Annotated in this window: 18 protein-coding genes and 2 tRNA genes; 9 read left to right on the top strand and 11 right to left on the bottom strand. The window is 47.2% G+C overall.

Annotated elements, in window-relative coordinates; translation table 11 throughout:
* Positions 1–149: 149 nt before the first annotated feature.
* Positions 150–911 (bottom strand): imidazole glycerol phosphate synthase subunit HisF, encoded by a 762-nt coding sequence (gene hisF / locus F905_RS10660; protein WP_303113667.1) that lies wholly within the window; start codon positions 909–911, stop codon positions 150–152.
* Positions 912–1,021: 110 nt separating this feature from the next.
* On the opposite strand from hisF, the gene F905_RS10655 reads away from it, so the two are divergent.
* From F905_RS10655 to F905_RS10645, 3 genes are read left to right on the top strand one after another with little or no spacing between them, the layout of a single operon-like run.
* Positions 1,022–1,972 (top strand): homoserine kinase, encoded by a 951-nt coding sequence (locus F905_RS10655; protein WP_005180603.1) that lies wholly within the window; start codon positions 1,022–1,024, stop codon positions 1,970–1,972.
* Positions 1,973–1,989: 17 nt separating this feature from the next.
* Positions 1,990–2,616, top strand: coding sequence for a DUF1294 domain-containing protein (locus F905_RS10650; protein WP_005180601.1), 627 nt, complete (start codon positions 1,990–1,992; stop codon positions 2,614–2,616).
* A 32-nt stretch (positions 2,617–2,648) separates the two neighbouring features.
* Positions 2,649–3,041 carry a DUF4870 family protein gene (locus F905_RS10645; protein WP_005180599.1) on the top strand — a complete coding sequence of 131 codons (393 nt, stop codon included), beginning with the start codon at positions 2,649–2,651 and terminating at the stop codon, positions 3,039–3,041.
* Between the two features lie 33 nt (positions 3,042–3,074).
* Here the strand turns inward: F905_RS10645 and F905_RS10640 are convergent, their stop codons facing one another.
* From F905_RS10640 to hisB, 6 genes are all read right to left on the bottom strand, one after another.
* Positions 3,075–4,010, bottom strand: a complete 936-nt coding sequence (locus F905_RS10640) for a DMT family transporter (RefSeq protein ID WP_005180595.1) — start codon at positions 4,008–4,010, stop codon at positions 3,075–3,077.
* An 87-nt stretch (positions 4,011–4,097) separates the two neighbouring features.
* A complete protein-coding gene (gene hisA, locus F905_RS10635) occupies positions 4,098–4,829 on the bottom strand; it encodes a 1-(5-phosphoribosyl)-5-[(5-phosphoribosylamino)methylideneamino]imidazole-4-carboxamide isomerase (protein WP_005180591.1) in 732 nt (243 codons plus the stop codon).
* Positions 4,830–5,004: 175 nt separating this feature from the next.
* On the bottom strand, positions 5,005–5,673 hold the full coding sequence (locus F905_RS10630; protein WP_005180588.1) for a 3'-5' exonuclease: 669 nt from the start codon (positions 5,671–5,673) through the stop codon (positions 5,005–5,007).
* Between the two features lie 74 nt (positions 5,674–5,747).
* Positions 5,748–6,236: a DUF805 domain-containing protein gene (locus tag F905_RS10625; protein ID WP_005180586.1), complete on the bottom strand. Its 489-nt coding sequence runs from the start codon at positions 6,234–6,236 to the stop codon at positions 5,748–5,750.
* A gap of 151 nt (positions 6,237–6,387) precedes the next feature.
* Positions 6,388–7,005 carry an imidazole glycerol phosphate synthase subunit HisH gene (gene hisH / locus F905_RS10620; protein WP_005180583.1) on the bottom strand — a complete coding sequence of 206 codons (618 nt, stop codon included), beginning with the start codon at positions 7,003–7,005 and terminating at the stop codon, positions 6,388–6,390.
* Positions 7,005–7,598, bottom strand: coding sequence for an imidazoleglycerol-phosphate dehydratase HisB (hisB, locus tag F905_RS10615; RefSeq protein WP_005180581.1), 594 nt, complete (start codon positions 7,596–7,598; stop codon positions 7,005–7,007). Before hisB ends, hisH begins: the two co-directional genes overlap by 1 nt.
* 96 nt (positions 7,599–7,694) lie before the next feature.
* On the opposite strand from hisB, the gene F905_RS10610 reads away from it, so the two are divergent.
* From F905_RS10610 to F905_RS10590, 5 genes are all read left to right on the top strand, one after another.
* On the top strand, positions 7,695–8,072 hold the full coding sequence (locus F905_RS10610) for a GNAT family N-acetyltransferase (protein ID WP_005180578.1): 378 nt from the start codon (positions 7,695–7,697) through the stop codon (positions 8,070–8,072).
* Between the two features lie 133 nt (positions 8,073–8,205).
* Entirely contained in the window at positions 8,206–9,357 is a 1,152-nt protein-coding gene (locus F905_RS10605) for an IS4-like element ISAbe18 family transposase (RefSeq protein ID WP_005180575.1), read from the top strand.
* A gap of 192 nt (positions 9,358–9,549) precedes the next feature.
* Positions 9,550–9,625, top strand: a tRNA-Phe gene (locus F905_RS10600).
* A 133-nt stretch (positions 9,626–9,758) separates the two neighbouring features.
* Positions 9,759–9,834: transfer RNA gene (locus tag F905_RS10595), tRNA-Phe, on the top strand.
* A gap of 269 nt (positions 9,835–10,103) precedes the next feature.
* Positions 10,104–10,613 (top strand): hypothetical protein, encoded by a 510-nt coding sequence (locus tag F905_RS10590; RefSeq protein ID WP_005180572.1) that lies wholly within the window; start codon positions 10,104–10,106, stop codon positions 10,611–10,613.
* A gap of 82 nt (positions 10,614–10,695) precedes the next feature.
* Here F905_RS10590 and F905_RS10585 read toward each other — a convergent pair whose 3' ends face one another.
* The 3 genes from F905_RS10585 to ompR form a co-directional block, all read right to left on the bottom strand.
* Positions 10,696–12,213, bottom strand: a complete 1,518-nt coding sequence (locus F905_RS10585) for an acetyl-CoA hydrolase/transferase family protein (RefSeq protein ID WP_005180567.1) — start codon at positions 12,211–12,213, stop codon at positions 10,696–10,698.
* Positions 12,214–12,420: 207 nt separating this feature from the next.
* Complete coding sequence (locus F905_RS10580) at positions 12,421–13,881, bottom strand: ATP-binding protein (RefSeq protein WP_005180564.1); 1,461 nt, start codon at positions 13,879–13,881, stop codon at positions 12,421–12,423.
* A gap of 260 nt (positions 13,882–14,141) precedes the next feature.
* The gene (gene ompR / locus F905_RS10575) at positions 14,142–14,906 is read right to left on the bottom strand and encodes an osmolarity response regulator transcription factor OmpR (RefSeq protein WP_005180561.1); all 765 of its coding nucleotides are present in this window, start codon (positions 14,904–14,906) and stop codon (positions 14,142–14,144) included.
* A gap of 335 nt (positions 14,907–15,241) precedes the next feature.
* Between ompR and F905_RS10570 the strand changes: the two genes are divergently transcribed.
* On the top strand, positions 15,242–17,593 hold the full coding sequence (locus F905_RS10570) for a Tex family protein (protein ID WP_005180559.1): 2,352 nt from the start codon (positions 15,242–15,244) through the stop codon (positions 17,591–17,593).
* Between the two features lie 52 nt (positions 17,594–17,645).
* Here the strand turns inward: F905_RS10570 and F905_RS10565 are convergent, their stop codons facing one another.
* Positions 17,646–17,960, bottom strand: coding sequence for a hypothetical protein (locus F905_RS10565; RefSeq protein WP_005180556.1), 315 nt, complete (start codon positions 17,958–17,960; stop codon positions 17,646–17,648).
* Between the last annotated feature and the right edge of the window lie 59 nt (positions 17,961–18,019).

The raw sequence follows: 18,019 nt of genomic DNA, 5'->3' as shown, positions 1-18,019 counted from the left end.
TGCCAAGCGCTGTAGCAATTCTTGGTTTATAGGGAGTCTTCAGGACTCCTTTTTTTTATCTTCATTTTTTATTTGTTTTGCTTTGCCGCATAAAAAAAGAGTGTATGACTACACTCTTTTTCAGTTCTGAAATTTTTGAGCCAGCGGGCTTAAAGGCGCATTTCAATACCTTGTGCCGCCAAGTATTGCTTGGCTTCCGGAATGGTGTGCTGACCAAAGTGGAAAATTGAGGCCGCCAGAACTGCATCGGCGCCGCCTTGTAAAATTCCGTCTGCCAGATGCTGTAAATTGCCAACACCGCCAGAAGCAATGGTTGGAATATTGACGTGGTCATTAATGGTTCGCATTAGTGCCAGGTCATAACCGGCTTTGGTACCATCGGCATCCATAGAGGTAATTAGCAGTTCACCCGCGCCGTAATCAGCCATTTTCACGGCCCATTCAATTGCATCAATCCCGGTCGGTTTGCGGCCACCGTGGGTGAAAATTTCCCATTTGTTGTCGCCGGTTTTTTTGGCATCAATCGCCACCACAATACATTGTGCGCCAAAACGTTGTGAGGCTTCCTGCACAAATTCCGGATTAAACACCGCAGCCGAGTTAATGCTGACCTTGTCGGCACCGGCATTCAGTAATAAACGGATATCTTCGACCTTACGCACGCCGCCGCCCACAGTCAGTGGAACAAACACGGTTTCTGCCATACGCTCAACGGTACGGTAGGTGGTGTCACGGCCATGATGGGTAGCGGTAATATCTAAAAAGGTGATTTCATCAGCGCCCTGTTCGTTATAACGACGCGCCACTTCAACCGGATCACCTGCATCACGAATATCCAGAAATTGCACACCTTTCACCACGCGGCCGTTATCTACGTCTAGGCAAGGAATAATACGTTTAGCAAGCATAATTTTTTCCAGTCATTTCAGCTGATTATGAAACTCACCCACACAAGCGCTACACCTTGGCAGATGGACACGCTATTCTATCAAACTTATGTAAGATTTTTCGCAGGTTTTCTATGTCGGTTTATACGCCTTTGACTTTAAAGGAAGTTCAGGATTTTGCAGCCCCTTATGGACTTGAGGTGGTCGATCTGATTCCGATTCAAGGCGGTATTCAAAATACCAATTACTTTTTGGTGGCTCAGGACGGTACACACTATGTGTTGACCGTGTTTGAAGACATGGATGAACAGGCAGCCGGTGAACTGGTGCCGGTACTGGAACATTTGGGTCAGGCAGGTCTGGCTGTGGCGGTGCCGCTCAGTTATGCTGGCAAGGCCATCCACTCGATTAAACAGAAACCGGCCCAGATTGCGCCGCGTTTAATCGGCGAGCATCCAATGCCGGCCAGCATCGCTCAGGTGGAAGCCATTGCCGTGGCACAGGCCAAAATGCATGTGGCCTTAAAAGATTTTCCTTTAAAACGCGCTTTTGTCCGCGATCATGCGTACTGGCTGGCGGTATCCCAGGAAATTAAACCCAGCTTGAGCGAGGCCGATAAAGTCCTGCTCAGCAAATTGCTGGGACTGTATGAAGCGCTTACCGCGATTTATCCGGACCGTCCAAAAGGGTTTATCCATTCTGATTTATTCCGCGATAATACCCTGTTTGAAGGCGATCAGCTGCAGGGCATTCTGGATTTTTACGAGCTGAATCAGGATGAATGGCTGTTTGATATTGCCATTACCTTAAATGACTTCTGTACTGAGTATCCGCAGGTCAGCCTGAATGAAGACAAAGCCATGGCCTTTTTAAAAGCCTATGACCGCATTCGTCCTTTAACCGAAGATGAAAAAGCCTGTCTGGAGCTGTATCTGGCAATGGCTGCTGGCCGTTTCTGGATGATGCGTTTACAGGTGGCACAAAAAAATGCTTTGCAAGGACGCAGCGGTGACGCAATTTTGCAGAAAAATCCGCTCGAGATGCGTAATATGTTGATTGAACGCTTAAAGTTCGTCACAGCTTAAACATAAAGGGTAGGGAAATGCGCGATCAGGGCCGGTTAATTGAATGGTTTGATGACAAGGGCTATGGCTTTATTCAGCCCAATGATCCGGACAAAGACCGCGTATTTTTGCATATCAAGGATTTTGCCCGTCCGGGGCCGCGCCCGATTGTCGGTTGTGCACTGGATTATCAGGTCATTCTAGATGAACGCGGCCGCTATCGGGCCCAGCAGGTGGTGTATTTAAAAGCCTCGCAGGTCAAGCCGCGTGCTGATGTGGTGAGCAAGCCGCGGCAGCGTCCTGCGGCCAAACGTCCGGCTATGCAAATCCTGTGTGTGGCCTATATTCTCGTGCTGGCGGTACTGACCTTGACCGGTTTATTGCACGGCCTGCTGCTGTTATTGATCAGCCTGATGAATGCACTCAGCTATTGGCTGTATGCACAAGACAAGGAAGCGGCCCAACTCGGTCACCGCCGGATTCCGGAACAGAGCCTGCATCTGGTTTCGGCTCTGGGGGGCTGGCCGGCGGCCTGGCTGGCACAGGAAAAAATGCGACATAAAACACAAAAACAACCTTTTCGTAAAATTTATTTTTGTACAATTGGCTTAAATATTCTTTTGATTTTATGGTTTATTTCTCCTTTTAATCTGTTGACGCTCTGAGCATAGCGGGGCGGGGAGTGCAGGACAACAATATGAATACTTCCATTGACCGTGACCCGAATCGTAGTCTGACTTTTATTCTGTATCTTCTGTATATCGTGGCGATTTTTAGTGCCGGCTTGCTAGCAATCGTCGCGCTAATCATCAATTATGTAAAACGCGGCGCGGTACGCGGTTCGATTTTTGAAAGCCACTTTACTTGGCAAATTCGCAGCTTCTGGTGGTATCTGTTCTGGAATATTGTGGCCTTTGTGCCGTTCTTTTTTATTTTCTTTATTGATGAAGACCCGAACCGCTTTGCCCAGGTCATTTTTGGTGCTTCGGCCTTCTGTCTGGCGGTGATTGGCCTGTCTTGGCTGTGGATTGTCTATCGGGCTATTCGCGGTATTATGCGCCTGAATGATAATGAGCCGATGTATTCTTAAATATCTGAATCATCAGACCGATCTTCCCAAAATTTAGTCCGGAAGATCGCTCGCTGATGGCGTGTGCTGCTGTTTCTGACGCAGAAATTTTGGTTTCCATTCACTGATAATCACGCCCAGCACCACCAGAAAACCACCGACTAAAGCCATAAACGGTAAACGCTCGCCGGCCAGACGGCCAAATAGCGAAGCCCATACCGGTTCTCCGGCATAAATAATTGCCGCCTGTGCCGGGCTGACTGCGCGCTGCGCCCAGTTCATCACCAGCTGAACCAGTGCACTGGCCAGACCTAAACCGCCAGCCAAGAGCAGCAGCATCCAGGAAAATTGTGGCAGTTGCTGCTCACCGACCAGTGGCATGGCAAGAAAGGCAAACAGGGAGGCGAACAGCAGTTGAATCACCGTGACCCGTTGCAGATTGACCCGTCCGGCAAAATGGCTGATCAGGATAATTTCCAGTGCAATCGCAATGGCGCCGAGCAGGGTAATCAGCTGACCAAAACTCAGCTGTAGCTGCCCCAAACCATTGCCGGTCAGTAAAACCAGCCCGATAAAGGCACAGCTAGCGCCCAGCCAGATCATGATATGCAGCCGTTTCCGGAACAGCAGCCACAGTAAGATCGGCACCAGCGGCACATATAACGCGGTTAAAAATGCCGATTCGCTACTGCTGATGGTCTGCAGCCCTACGGTTTGCGTACCATAACCGACGGTCAGGCTGGCCCCAATCAATGCGCCGGCCCAGAGTTCTTTGGCTTGCACAGCGCGTAAATGCGGCAGCGAAATCAGTGCGACTGCCAGTGCAGCGGCGGCAAAACGGCAGCCGACAAAAAACATCGGGCTGGCATAATTCAGCGCCAGCTTGACTGCCACAAAGGTACCGCCCCAGAGCATGGTAATCATGATCAGGGCCAGTTGTGGCGCTTTGCTGTTAAGTGTGGTTTTAAGGTTCACAGGGGCATCAGACATGGCAGATCAGCGAGTATTCGAAAAAAGACATCAACCCGGTGAGGGCATAAAAAAAGAGGCCCGAAGACCTCTTTCTGACAGCAGCACTTAGAGGGCTTGCTCATCCAGCAGCAATTGCGCTTCACGCAAATTCAGGCTGCCTTCATAAATGGCACGACCGGTAATCGCACCTAAAATGCCCGGTTGGCCTTTTAAGTTACGGACATCATCCAGATTGGTCACGCCGCCTGAAGCAATCACTGGTAAACCTGAATATTGCGCCAGATTGACAGTCTGCTCGACGTTTACGCCTTGCATCATGCCGTCACGGGCAATGTCGGTATACACAATGCTGGAGACACCGGCATCGGCAAAACGTTTGGCCAGATCGGTGGCTTTCACTTCAGTCACGTTGGCCCAGCCATCGGTCGCGACCATGCCATTCATGGCATCAATGCCGACAATGATATGCCCGGCGAATTTTTTGCAGGCTTGTTCGACAAATTCTGGCTCTTGAACGGCTTTGGTGCCAATAATCACAAAAGATACGCCTGCATCGAGGTAGTGTTCAATGGTTTCAAATGAGCGAATACCGCCACCAATCTGAATTGGCAGGTCTGGCTGTGCCTTGGCAATGGCCTCGACCACCGGTTTATGGATTGGGGTACCTGCAAAAGCGCCATTTAAGTCGACCAGATGCAAGCGACGCGCACCTTCATTGACCCAATGCTGTGCAGTGGCCACCGGATCATCAGAAAATACGGTATCGTCTTCCATACGACCTTGTTTTAAACGGACACATTTTCCATCTTTCAGGTCAATTGCAGGGATGATCAGCATGCTTTCGCTCCTTGCTTCATCGGTTAAATTTCTTGCCGCCCATCTTAGCAATAAACGAAAATTTTCTAAATGCCATATTTGCATGCAAAAACAAAAACAGCCTGTGCTGTGTCAGGCGGTAAATAGGGAGATCAGGAAAATCGGGCGGCCTGTGTAGCTTGATCTTCAAAGCGGTTTAGGGCGGGGTTTTAGATGGCCGGATTCTGAGTTTGAGCGAGGTATTGGGAATCTGTTTCGGCAACAGGCCCAAACGCAACAATTCTTCAAAAACCAGGACCGGGGCATAAGCATCGGCGGCGGCATATTCCATTTGTGCTGTGCTTAATACCGGATTGGCCCAATTCGAGGTGCTGAGCCGTTTGCTTTTGGGAAAATAGACCTGAAACAGCAGCGCCATGGCATGTTTTAATCCGACCGGGTTTTTAAAGCCAAAGCTGTGAAAGCATTTGGACAGTTCCAGCACACTGTTCAGTTCCACGCCTTTTTTACGAAACAGATGGGCATCATTTTTCAGGCCAAAGCCGACTTTAATTTGGTCACGATTGGCGAAGATTGGCTTAAGAAAGCTCCAGATTTCCTCATTCATCTGAAACAGATAGGCCCGATCTAGCGTCGCCAGCTGAATCAGGTGCGGGCCATCCGACACTTCGCCGCTTTTAAAAATTGGTTTGGATTCAGAATCAAAGCCGAGTACCGCCGCAATACTCAGCTCATGCGCATAGTGCTGACATTCGGCCAGCGTTTGAATCAGATGAATTTTAGAGGGTGACAGACTTTGAAAGCGCGGCAGCTTTTCCAGCTGACTGGAAGAGGGCATATGGGGTGATGTTGAAGATAAGCTCATGCCATCTTTTCCTTGGGCTGGCGATAAAAATAAGGCCTGAATTGTCAGGCCTTATTTTAAGCAAGCGGGACCTTTTAGGCCAGTACTGCACCAAAAATGGCAAAAGCAAATAGCAGTACCAACAGAATAATATAAATCCAGGCCAGCGCCGCTTCCCAGCCAGCCGTAGCACGTGGTGGACCATAGCTGTTAACACGTTGATCACCCGGGGCGAAAAACAGATACAGCATCAGCAACAGGTTGGCCACTGGAACCAGCATCAGTAACGATAGCCAGCCGGTATGGTTACGGTCATGCAGACGGCGGATGGTGAAAATAAACATCAGATATAACACCCCCAGATAAATCAGTGCGCCCAGCACCAGCGGGGTGAGCGAAATGCCGCCAGCAGGATCAATATTCATCAGCCCGGGAAAGAGCAGGGTCAAAACCAGAAAAACCGGAATCATTAACAGTGCAATCAGGCAGTTCCAGGCCAGATAGGAGAAACGTCCAAAACGCCCCGCCGCGCTGAGTGCCGAATCTTGTGTCGTGATGTGTTGGGTATGAGTGGTGCTATGCATTTTTGAATTACCTGTTTTATTTTTATTGAGTTGTATAAAAAGAAGTCAAATATTACTAAAAATTGCTTAAAAAAGAAAGAAATAAAAAATAGGTGAAAACAAAGCCGGGACGAACCCGGCTTTATACATCTTGCGCAACAGAGGAAGGGTGTTAAATCTTCCAGTCGACAAAGTTCTTTAACAGTTGCAGACCAGCAGTATGGCTTTTTTCCGGGTGGAACTGGGTCGCGAACAGGTTGTCTTTGTGCAGGGCGGTACAGAATTGCAGCCCATAGTCACAGGTCGCTGCCACAATTGTGCTGTCTTTCGGCTCGACATAGAAGCTGTGCACGAAATAGAAACGTGCATCCTGTTCAATGTTGTTCCACATTGGATGGCTCGGGTCAACCTGATGCACCTGGTTCCAGCCCATGTGTGGCACTTTTAGACCTTCAACCTCCGGGAAGCGTTTTACCACCCCTTCAAAAATACCCAGTGCATCGGCACCGCCATTTTCTTCGGAATGTTGCATCAGCGCCTGCATACCCACACAAATGGCCAGTACCGGTTTATTAAACACCGCCTGACGCACGACCTCATCGATCCCGGCTTCATGCATGCCTTGCATACAGTCGCGCATGGCGCCGACACCCGGAAACACGATTTTATCGGCCTGGGCAATCAGTTTCGGGTCATTGGTGACATCCACCGTAGCACCGACGTGTTCCAAAGCTTTGGCGGCAGAGTGCAAATTCCCCATGCCATAATCAAGAAGGGCAATACGGGTCATTACAGGGTACCTTTGGTCGATGCCACAGTATTTGCAGCACGTGGATCAATTTCACAGGCCATACGCAGTGCGCGCGCAAAGGCTTTAAACACGCTTTCAATCTGGTGGTGGCTGTTTTTGCCTTTCAGGTTGTCGATGTGTACGGTCATTAGCGAGTGGTTCACAAAGCCCTGGAAGAATTCAGAGAATAAATCGACATCAAAACGGCCAATGGTGGCGCGAGTAAATGGCACATCCATAAACAGGCCCGGACGACCAGATAAATCCACCACGGCACGGCTTAAAGATTCATCGAGTGGGGCATAGAAGTGACCATAACGCTTTAAGCCTTTTTTATCGCCCAGTGCCTGTGCAAAGGCCTGACCCAGGGTAATACCACAGTCTTCTACGGTATGGTGGTCATCAATTTCCAGATCGCCATCACAATGAATATCAATATCAAACAAACCGTGTCGCTTGATTTGATCAATCATATGGTCTAAAAATGGAATACCAGTGTTGAGTGTGCCTTGACCGGTACCGTCGAGGTTTAAACGAACTCGAATTTTGGTTTCGTTAGTGTTTCTTACCACTTCACTGATACGCTCTGTCATGGACACGTTCCTCAAAAAACGTTAAAAATGATGGATGTAAAAATGTTTCGCTGCGACGAAGTCCCAGCATATTAGATTGCTCAGGAGGGTTAATCAATGCCTATTACCGTACATGCTTATACTTCACTGGAAAATAATGAAGTGCGCAGCCAGCTTGAGCGACTGTATGACACCAGTCCAGAGTTTGGTGATGGCCAGGATGCGGTAGAGCAACTCGAGCAACATCTGAACCAGTATACCCTACTTTATACCGCAGAATTTAATACAAAATTAATTGGTGCAATTTGGTGTACCGGGCAGGGCGAAAGCAGGACCCTGGAATATATTGTGGTGCATCCGGCCAATCGTGGTCGCGGTGTGGCCGAGCGTCTGGTCAGTGAAGTCTGCCGCATGGAAGAAGCCAAAGGCGTGAATCAGTTTGAACCGGGCTGTGGCGCAATTCACCGCTGTCTGGCGCATCTGGACAAGCTCTAAGCGAGTTAAAATGAAATTCAAGAGAGGCTAATCGCCCACTGCTGTCCCATAGTTTGCTTTAAATAAAAAAACCTGAGTCCTAACAGTTAAAATATGAGTGCAAACAAACACTTTAACGACCAGGATTCAGGTTTTGTCACATCAGAATACCGTATTTCATGAGCTAATTAAACCTGTTGTGCGACAGGATTTTGAACAACTTGCTAAAGTACACCATGTTGGACAGAAATTTAGAGCGGCTTCCCGGTGGGATCAGTTTATTGCCATATTGATGTCTCAATTCTCTTGTAGGCAAAGTCTGAGAGATATTCAATCCAATTTGGAGTGCCAACAGGAAAAGCTGAGTCATCTCGGAGCAAAGTCTATTCCCCGAAGCACGCTGGCACGAATCAATGAGCAGCAGCCTGCTGCCTTGTATCAACAGCTATTTTACAAGTTGCTTAAATACTATGAACACTCAAAAGTAGCTCATAAATTTCGCTTTAAGAATCCCTTGTATTCCTTGGATGCCAGTCATATTGACCTGTCGCTTTCCTTATGTGAATGGGCCAAAGTTCACGACTCAAAAGCCAGCATGAAACTCAGTATAGGATTGAATCACAGCAATGATATTCCTGAGTTTGTTGCAGTTGAAAATGGCAAAGAAAATGACATGGTACAAGGCCGCAAATTCCAGTTTCCTGCTGGCAGCATTGTAGTTTTTGATAAAGGCTATGTCGATTACCAATGGTATGCAAATCTGACTGCTCAAAACATTGGATTTGTCACACGTTTTAGGCCTAAATCTGTGTATCAGGTGATCCAGCAACATCCAGTGCTTGAATCCAAAGGTATTCTAAAAGATGAAACCATTCAGCTGAATAGCGCACATGCCCTAAAAAGAAAAGCCCCAGTGTTAAGAAGAATTGAATATAGAGATCAGCAAAGTGGCAAGCACTTTAGCTTTCTCAGCAATAACTTTCATTTAGCCGCCTCCACCATTGCGGCGATTTATAAAGATCGTTGGAAAGTTGAGCTGTTCTTTAAGGCGATTAAGCAGAATCTCAAATTAAAAGCGTTTCTAGGCCGCAGCAGGAACGCAATTCAGACACAAATCTGGATTGCGATGATCGCCTATTTATTGGTGAGTTTCGCTCGACATTTAGGAAAAACAGGTTGGACAGTTCAACGTTTACTCAGAATAATTCAAGTGAATTTGTTTGAAAGCAGAACTTTAAAAGCTTTATTTTCACCCGATAAAATACCCATAAAACAAGAGGAAGCTCAAATGAGCTTCCTCTTGTGAAAAATTGTGGGACAGCAATGGCTAATCGCCTCTCTTTTTTTATCTGCTGGCCTGCAAATGACTGGAATCATGGGCGTTTCACTTAAAAAATAAGCAGACAGCGTACAAAATGCTGTAAAAGTAAACAAATACTTGAATTTATGCAAAAGCTGCTTGACGGCACCGGGCGGAGATTGTTTAATACGCGTCATCGGCGTGATAGCTCAGTTGGTAGAGCAACGGATTGAAAATCCGTGTGTCCCCAGTTCGATCCTGGGTCTCGCCACCATATTCAAACGTTTAAACGTTTTCAATCCCTGATCCCATCAGGGATTTTTTTTGGGTAAAAAATACTCGATTAAATAAAAATGTCATGATTTATATTGACTAATTTCCCCAGATGCGGCTTAATACACGGCATCGGCGTGATAGCTCAGTTGGTAGAGCAACGGATTGAAAATCCGTGTGTCCCCAGTTCGATCCTGGGTCTCGCCACCATATTCAAAAAGCCCCTGCATTGCAGGGGCTTTTTTTTATGGCATTTAAAAATGGCAGCATGATCTTTCATCTTTCATCTTTCATCTTTCATCTTTCATCTTTCATCTTTCATCTTTCATCTTTCATCTTTCATCTTCAGGATTGATTGGCTATCAAATCAGGAGCAGTGTTACGCTAATAACAGCTCAATAACACGAATCCTGCTGAATAAGATTGCATTCTGGCGCTTAATAGAGAGACATGTTTCATTACTGTTCAGGAGGCCGTGTATGACGCGCTTTCAGATGTTCTCCTCGACTGTAATGATTATGCTGGGAATCGGCTCAACGTCGGTCTGGGCGCAACCCGAGCGTCTAGCAACGCTTCAGGTCATGGCAGAACCTGAACTACGTCAGGAAGTGGGCTTTATTCCGTATCAGGAAGATCGTGCAAAGCGTAAGGCATTACAGCACCGGATCATGCAAATTCAGCAGGACACTCAAAACCGGGTCATTGACCCGGACCCGCCTGTTCTCATTACCATGCCGGCCAAAGAACCGGTCAATATGGATCACCTTTCTCCCGCGTTGCAGCAGCATATTCTGGCGATTGCCGCCGGTCTGCAGTCGGATAACCCGCTACGTGGCCTGGAAACCCTGCTGGCGCCATTTCGTGGCCCGGATGGACAGATCCAGCTTGATTTACCCAATGTTTCGTTGGGCGTGGTCGATTATGAGATGAATCTGGGCAATAGCTTGTTCCCCGATATTAGCTCACAGTTACGCAACCCGACCCGATAATAGATGACGTGACAGGGGAAACTGTCCAGCCATAAAAAAACGCTCCAGAGGAGCGTTTTTTTAGATCTGATTCAGGCCGAGATTAAGCCGTTTTTACCGCTGCTTCTTGGGCCAGCATGTGACCATTTTCTTCGAAGTTGCTGTGCCAAGCCAACGCTTCACGTAACAGGTGAGGAGTGTGGCCGCCTTTTGCACATGCGCGGTCGAAGTAGTCGTTTAATGCATCACGGTACATTGGGTGTGCACAGTTGTCGATAATCGCACGAGCGCGCTCACGCGGTGCCAGACCACGAAGATCGGCAAGACCCTGTTCAGTCACCAGAATGTCAACGTCGTGTTCTGCATGGTCAATGTGTGATGCAAATGGAACAACAGATGAAATGTCGCCACCTTTGGCAATAGACTTGGTCACGAAGATGGCCAGGTGTGCGTTACGCGCGAAGTCACCTGAACCACCAATACCGTTCATCATTTTGGTGCCGCATACGTGAGTGGAGTTCACGTTACCGTAGATATCGAATTCAAGCGCAGTGTTGATGCCGATAATACCTAAACGACGTACCAGTTCAGGGTGGTTTGAAATTTCCTGTGGACGCAGAACTAATTTGTCTTTGTACTGTTCCAGGTTGTTAAATACTTTCTCGCCGTATTTCGCAGACAGGGTAATAGATGAACCTGAAGCGAACTTCATTTTACCGGCATCAATCAGTTCGAAAGTACAGTCTTGCAGTACTTCTGAGTACATGATCAGGTCTTCGAAGTTTGATTCTTTCAAGCCGGTCAATACTGCGTTAGCGATTGAACCAATACCTGCTTGTAAAGGACCGAGGTTTTTCGGTAAACGGTCTTCAGCTACTTCTTTTTCAAAGAATGCGATCAAGTGGTTGGCAATTGATTGAGTCTCGTCATCTGGTGCAGTGACAGTTGATGGAGAGTCATGTAATTCGCTGTTAAATACGATACCAACGATTTTTGCAGGATCGATGTTAATTGCTTGAGTACCGATACGCTCGTCAACTTTGGTCAACGGAATTGGTTGACGGGTAGGACGATAGGTCGGGATATAAATGTCGTGTAAGCCTTCAAACGCCGGGCTTAAGTTGGTGTTGATTTCAACAATGACTTTTTCAGCAAAAATTGCAAAGCTTGCAGAGTTACCTACAGAAGTGGTTGGCACGATGCCGCCATCTTCAGTAATTGCAACGGCTTCAATTACCGCTACATCTGGCTTTTTCAGCTGCTGGTTACGCATTTGCTCAACTGTTTCAGACAAGTGCTGATCGATGAACATGACTTCGCCTTTGTTGATGGCTTTACGTAAAGTGTTATCCACTTGGAAAGGCAGACGACGTGCTAGTACACCGGCTTCAGTCAGTTGTTTGTCGAGATCGTTCCCTAAGCTCGCACCAGTAATTAATGTAATTTTTAGAGGATTCGCTTGTGCTTGTTTCACTAAAGCCAAAGGAACAGCTTTCGCTTCACCGGCACGTGTAAAGCCACTCATACCAACAGTCATACCGTCTTGGATGAATTGAGCAGCTTGCTCCGCACTCATAACCTTGTCATGTAGGGAAGCTAAACGGATGCGATCTAGGGACATGGTTTACTCTCGTTTGAAAAATCAGAACTGATGGCGATTGTACCCATCAAAAAAGCCATTTTGCATACCTGTTAGGCTAAGGTCTAATTTTTTCAAAAAATGCAGGTATAAATATATTTGATGCTTTTTATCTTATTGAAAATTCAATAATAAAAATTAAAAGCCAAATCTTCACCAAGAACTGATTGATCAATGTTTAAGCATGATTTAGAAATGTTCTGTAATACTTTGCTTAATTTTTTCTAGGGTGCTGCTGTTGTTTTTTTCATCATCTGGCTGTTCGGGCAGCGGTAAAGAGATGATGACTTCCAGTCCACCGTGCTCGCGATTGCGAATAATCAGCTCGCCTTGGTGAATATCGACAATCCGTTTCACAATGGCCAGACCTAAACCGCTACCTTGGACGGTACGTGCGGCATTCCCACGCACAAAAGGCTGCATTAAAGATTCAATCTGATCTTCAGGAATACCTTCACCATGATCGGCCACACTAATGCAGATAAACTGTTCCTGCACCTTGGCAGACAGCTCAATCGGTTCGGTGCCATAACGTTTGGCATTGTTAATCAGGTTGCCAATTAAACGTTTCAGCGACAGGCTGCGTGCCTGCAAAATCGGTAATTCTTCCGGGCTAAAGCGAATGTCCAGCGGTTTAAACTGGATCACCAGTTCCTGTAACAAGGCATTTAAATCGGTATCTTGCAGTTCTTCATCCGAGCCATCACGCATATAGGAAATGAACTGGTCCAAAATGGCGTCCATATCTTCGACATCGTAAATCAGGCCTTCTTTTAAAAAGTCTTCATCCGGCATCATTTCTGCACTCAGGCGAATCCGGGTCAGAGGCGTGCGCAGGTCATGCGAAATTCCGGCCAGCATAATCCGGCGGTCACGCTCGGTCTGTTCCAGGGTAAAAATCATCTGGTTAAAAGCCTGATTCACCTGACGGATTTCCAGTGGGCCGTGGTTGGTTTCTAAATAAGGCGCTTTGCCGGTTTGACTATAGGTGTTGGCCGCTTCCTGCAAACGGCGTAATGGCCGGTTCAGCTGACGCACCAAGGTCAGAATAATAATCGCAGACAGCAGTGGAATGCCGAGCAGCCAGCCAAACACCAGTTCCGGGCTGTAGTTGGCATAGGTTTTTAATGGTTCACGAACCCAGTGGCCGTTCATTTCCGGCGTTTGAATCCAGATACGTGGGCTGGGCTTGAACTGGAAATACACGGTTACATCATCGGCTTTGAGTTCATTGGCCAGTTTTTTCTCGATTTGTCGGGTAAAGAATTCGGCAATAACCTTGTCACGGACATTCGGATATTCCTTGGGATCGGTAATGTATTCAATCCCGACCCGGTTTTTTAGCCAGGCATCCACATCGACTTCGGCATCATTATGGAAAATCCGTAATTCCGGATTGTTTAGAATTTCCAGTTCAACTGCCAGATAACGGGCATGTTGCTGGATTTCCGGCAGATACAGGGTACGCCAAAAGAACCATAGTGACATAAACAGACTGAAAATCACCACAAACAACACCAGCACGGTGGTCCGCATGGCAGCCGAGCGCGGTTTGATTTTATCAAGAAAGCGTTCCCACGGCGTGCGTTTGCGTTCTGAATAGGTTTCAAAGTCGGTAAAGTCTTGTGGATCGATGGGGTCGAGTTTCACAATGAGTCCTTTTTAAAAAGGGAAAGTTCTCCCCCAAAATTGGATACGCGTTAGGTCATCCGCAACTGTTTGAGGCAGGACTCAAGTAAATTACTTATGTTTCTGCGAAATATTGGTTGAAATGACGGAATTTGCCGAGTTTTGCGGATGACAATGGTTTTGCTTACTTTTGCCGAAACAAAAGTAAGGCGAACCGCAGGTTGTATCCCATCAGTGGGGAATAGACCGTAAGACTCCGTCATAGATTCGATGAGTGAGCTTTATTCCGCACCATCTGGAACAAAGACATAACCCACACCCCATACCGTTTGAATATAACGCGCACGTGCCGGGTTTTCTTCAATCAGGCGGCGTAAGCGAGACACTTGCACATCAATCGAACGTTCCATTGCACCCCATTCACGGCCACGCGCCAGATTCATCAGCTTGTCGCGGGTGAGCGGTTCACGAGGATGTTGTACCAGCGCTTTTAACACTGCGAACTCACCTGTAGTTAAAGTCACGACTTGACCTTCACGGGTCAGGGTGCGGGTCGAAAGATCCAGCGCCCACGGTCCAAAGCTGACCACTTCCATCTGCTGGCTTGGTGCGCCTGGGACTTCACGTACCTGACGGCGTAATACGGCACGAATACGCGCTAACAGTTCATTCGGGTTAAACGGTTTTGGCAGATAGTCATCGGCACCTGCTTCAAGGCCGGCAATACGGTCTGAGTCGCTGCCGCGTGCGGTCAGCATGATAATTGGCGTATCAATACTGGACTGGCGTAAACGGCGGCAAATGCTCAGGCCATCTTCAACCGGCAGCATGAAATCGAGCACGATCAGGGAAAACAGCTCGCGTTGTAACAGGCGATCCATTTGCGTAGCATCATGGGCAGTTTTGACCACGAAACCTTTATCTTCCAGAAAACGCTGTAACAGCGTACGCAAACGCACATCATCATCGACAACGAGAATGCGTTCAACGCGGTCAGTTTCGGTATGTACGGCATCTGTATTTTCAGCAGGTACAACTAAACTCATGATGTGCTCCTTTATTCTTTATTGTGGTCGTATGCAAAGCTTTCACTGACTTTGAGTATACGATTCATCTGTATGCCTTGACTATGCTCTAAAGCAACAAATATTGCAGTTAAAATCAAGACATAGATACCAAATATATACATCTATGATAGAAGATAAATCCCACAATTTGGGGAAGAAAAGGCCCTGAAATGATGAATTTACCACAAAAATGTGAAATATCTGCGAATTGGCAAGAATCGCCATCTGTAAATTTCATAAAACAATTGTGGATTTTATGGGCCTGGTCTTTATAATCATGCCATTTAGTACTTATCCTTGTGGGATCAAACACGATGACTGACTTAGTTCAGCAGTTGGCAAAAGAACTTGCCGTACGTCCAAATCAGGTAGAAGCTGCCATCAAACTCATTGATGAAGGTGCCAGTGTTCCTTTTATTGCACGTTACCGTAAAGAAGTAACGCAGGGCTTAGACGATACGCAACTTCGCCAGCTCGATACACGTTTAGCGTATTTGCGTGATTTGTTTGAACGCCGTGAAAAAGTGATTGAATCACTAAAAGAACAAAATAAATTATCTGATGATTTATTGGCACGTGTGAATGCGGCTGAAACTAAAAATGCCTTAGAAGAAATTTACGCGCCGTACCGTCCAAAACGTACCAGCAAATCTTTTAAAGCCAAAGAAGCCGGCTTGGGTCCAATCGCAGAGAAAATCTTTGCAGAAGCGATTGATCCAGTAGAAGCGCTTGCCGGCTTTAGCCATGAAGATTATCCAGACCTGGAAAGCCAGCTCGATGCCATTCAGCACATTTTAATTGATGACTGGGCGCAAAATATTGCACTCACCACAGAACTGAAAGCAACCTTCGCCAAAACCGCCGTGCTGAAAAGTCTGGTGGCCAGTGATGAGAAAAAAGAAGTTGGTAAAAAATTCCGTGATTACTTCGATTTCTCTGAAAGCCTGAACAAAGTACCATCGCACCGTTTGCTGGCCATGCTGCGCGGCCGTCAGGAAAACGTGCTGGGCTTAAAAGTTGATGGTGAAGATGAAGCACCACTGGCACGTATTGAAACCGAATACAATTTAGATGCCGTGCAGCCACAAGCGCGTCAGGACTATTTAAAGCAGACCGCAAAACTGTTCTGGCTGGGTAAAGTTCGCCCGACCATTGAGCATTCCTTACTGACTGAAAAACGTCTGGCGGCTGAAGCAGAAGCAATGCAGGTGTTTGCTGAAAATCTCCGTCATCTGCTGCTGTCTGCACCTGCTGGCGCACGTACGACGCTGGGCGTTGACCCGGGCATCCGTACTGGTGTGAAACTGGCGGTAGTGAATGAATCAGGCGATGTATTGGCGCACAGCACTATTTATCCATTTGCACCAAAAGATGATAAAGCCGGTTCATTAACGGAACTGGCGCGTCTTTGCCGTGAATTTAACGTCGATTTAATCGCGATTGGTAACGGTACCGCAAGCCGTGAAACTGAAGCGTTAGTGGCTGAAATGATGGCCGCGAACAGCGACCTGAAACTGACCCGTGTATCAGTGTCTGAAGCCGGTGCTTCGGTTTATTCAGCTTCTGAACTGGCTTCACAAGAACTTCCAGAACTGGATGTGTCGATTCGCGGTGCAGTATCCATTGCCCGTCGTTTACAAGATCCATTGGCAGAGCTGGTGAAAATTGATCCGAAATCAATTGGTGTGGGTCAGTATCAACACGATGTGAACCAGACTGGTTTGGCCAAAACCCTGGAAGCGGTGGTGGAAGACTGTGTGAACTCGGTGGGTGTGGATGTGAATACGGCATCTGCAGCAATTCTGGGTTATATCGCTGGTCTGAACAAATCAATTGCCCAGCAAATCGTGGACTTCCGTAAGGAAAATGGCCGTTTTGATAATCGTCAGGCCCTGAAAAAAGTGCCACGTTTAGGTGAGCGTACTTTTGAACAGGCGGCAGGTTTCTTGCGTATTCAAAATGGTTCTGAGCCTTTAGATGCCTCTGCGGTGCACCCGGAGTCGTATGCGCTGGTGTCTAAAATTGTCGAAGCCAAAGCGACCACAGTCAAAGATATTATTGGCAATACTGAAATTATCCGTCAGGTCAATGCAGAAGAGTTTGTGGATGACCAGTTTGGTTTACCAACCATTCAGGACGTGCTGAGCGAACTTGAAAAGCCGGGCCGTGACCCGCGTCCGGAATTCCGTACCGCTAAATTCCGTGATGATATTACTGAAGTATCACAATTGTCTGAAGGCATGCAGCTAGAAGGTGTGGTCACCAATGTCACCAACTTCGGTGCCTTTGTGGATGTCGGTGTGCATCAGGACGGTTTAGTCCATATTTCTGAACTGGCCAATGAATTCGTGTCTGATCCGCATAAAGTGGTGAAACCGGGTCAAATTGTCCAAGTACGTGTTTTAACGGTAGATGTTGAGCGTAACCGTGTGAACCTGTCGATGCGTCCGGAAGGTGCTGCAGCAGCGAAAGCACCACGTCAGCCACGCCGTGACCAAAACGAACAGCGTACTGAACGTAAGCCGCAGGGTAAACGTCCGCAACAGGCGCGTCCGCAGGGTGATCGTCCGCAGGGCAAAAAGCCACAAGCGGCAAAACCACAAGACAATAAGATTGGTGGTTTGGGTGCATTGTTATTGCAAGCCGGGATTAAAGGTTCGAAGTAATCTTTAGCTCTTAAAAAAACCTCCCAATTGGGAGGTTTTTTTATTGCCCTATTTAATTGACCATCGGCACAATCCAGCTACATAAAATCAGCATAATGCCCAAATGCCCCAGCTTGCGGGTAAAACTCACCAGTGGCGTAGGCGGCTGTTCCAGCTGTTTGGCATATTCCTGCAAACTCAGCTTATTGGCAGCTTTACTGGAAAATAAAAACACACCTAAATCAATACAGATCAGAATCGTGCCCACATCGGCAATCAATTCCATCAGCTCATAATCCTGATGATATAGCGCCATCGCCACCTGATAGCCCAGAAACAGGGCAAAGGCAAAACACCCATATTGCAGAATAAGGGAAAAGGTCCGCATAGTCTTACTTTAACTGTTCAAAATGAGGGGTTTTATAACATAAAAAGACCTGTCATTAG

Origin of the sequence: Acinetobacter sp. CIP 53.82 (genome assembly GCF_000369465.1) — a bacterium.
In the GTDB taxonomy this organism is placed as follows: Bacteria; Pseudomonadota; Gammaproteobacteria; order Pseudomonadales; family Moraxellaceae; genus Acinetobacter; species Acinetobacter indicus.
Note: the sequence above shows the minus strand (reverse complement) of the source record. Positions and strands in the feature narration are given on the sequence as shown.

Excerpts from the sequence above, each read along its gene's own strand:
- F905_RS10655 (WP_005180603.1), top strand. The coding sequence starts at position 1,022 with ATGTCGGTTTATACGCCTTTGACTTTAAAGGAAGTTCAGGATTTTGCA.
- F905_RS10650 (WP_005180601.1), top strand. The coding sequence starts at position 1,990 with ATGCGCGATCAGGGCCGGTTAATTGAATGGTTTGATGACAAGGGCTAT.
- F905_RS10645 (WP_005180599.1), top strand. The coding sequence starts at position 2,649 with ATGAATACTTCCATTGACCGTGACCCGAATCGTAGTCTGACTTTTATT.
- F905_RS10640 (WP_005180595.1), bottom strand. The coding sequence starts at position 4,010 with ATGTCTGATGCCCCTGTGAACCTTAAAACCACACTTAACAGCAAAGCG.
- hisA (WP_005180591.1), bottom strand. The coding sequence starts at position 4,829 with ATGCTGATCATCCCTGCAATTGACCTGAAAGATGGAAAATGTGTCCGT.
- F905_RS10630 (WP_005180588.1), bottom strand. The coding sequence starts at position 5,673 with ATGAGCTTATCTTCAACATCACCCCATATGCCCTCTTCCAGTCAGCTG.
- F905_RS10625 (WP_005180586.1), bottom strand. The coding sequence starts at position 6,236 with ATGCATAGCACCACTCATACCCAACACATCACGACACAAGATTCGGCA.
- hisH (WP_005180583.1), bottom strand. The coding sequence starts at position 7,005 with ATGACCCGTATTGCCCTTCTTGATTATGGCATGGGGAATTTGCACTCT.
- hisB (WP_005180581.1), bottom strand. The coding sequence starts at position 7,598 with ATGACAGAGCGTATCAGTGAAGTGGTAAGAAACACTAACGAAACCAAA.
- F905_RS10610 (WP_005180578.1), top strand. The coding sequence starts at position 7,695 with ATGCCTATTACCGTACATGCTTATACTTCACTGGAAAATAATGAAGTG.
- F905_RS10590 (WP_005180572.1), top strand. The coding sequence starts at position 10,104 with ATGACGCGCTTTCAGATGTTCTCCTCGACTGTAATGATTATGCTGGGA.
- F905_RS10585 (WP_005180567.1), bottom strand. The coding sequence starts at position 12,213 with ATGTCCCTAGATCGCATCCGTTTAGCTTCCCTACATGACAAGGTTATG.
- ompR (WP_005180561.1), bottom strand. The coding sequence starts at position 14,906 with ATGAGTTTAGTTGTACCTGCTGAAAATACAGATGCCGTACATACCGAA.
- F905_RS10570 (WP_005180559.1), top strand. The coding sequence starts at position 15,242 with ATGACTGACTTAGTTCAGCAGTTGGCAAAAGAACTTGCCGTACGTCCA.
- F905_RS10565 (WP_005180556.1), bottom strand. The coding sequence starts at position 17,960 with ATGCGGACCTTTTCCCTTATTCTGCAATATGGGTGTTTTGCCTTTGCC.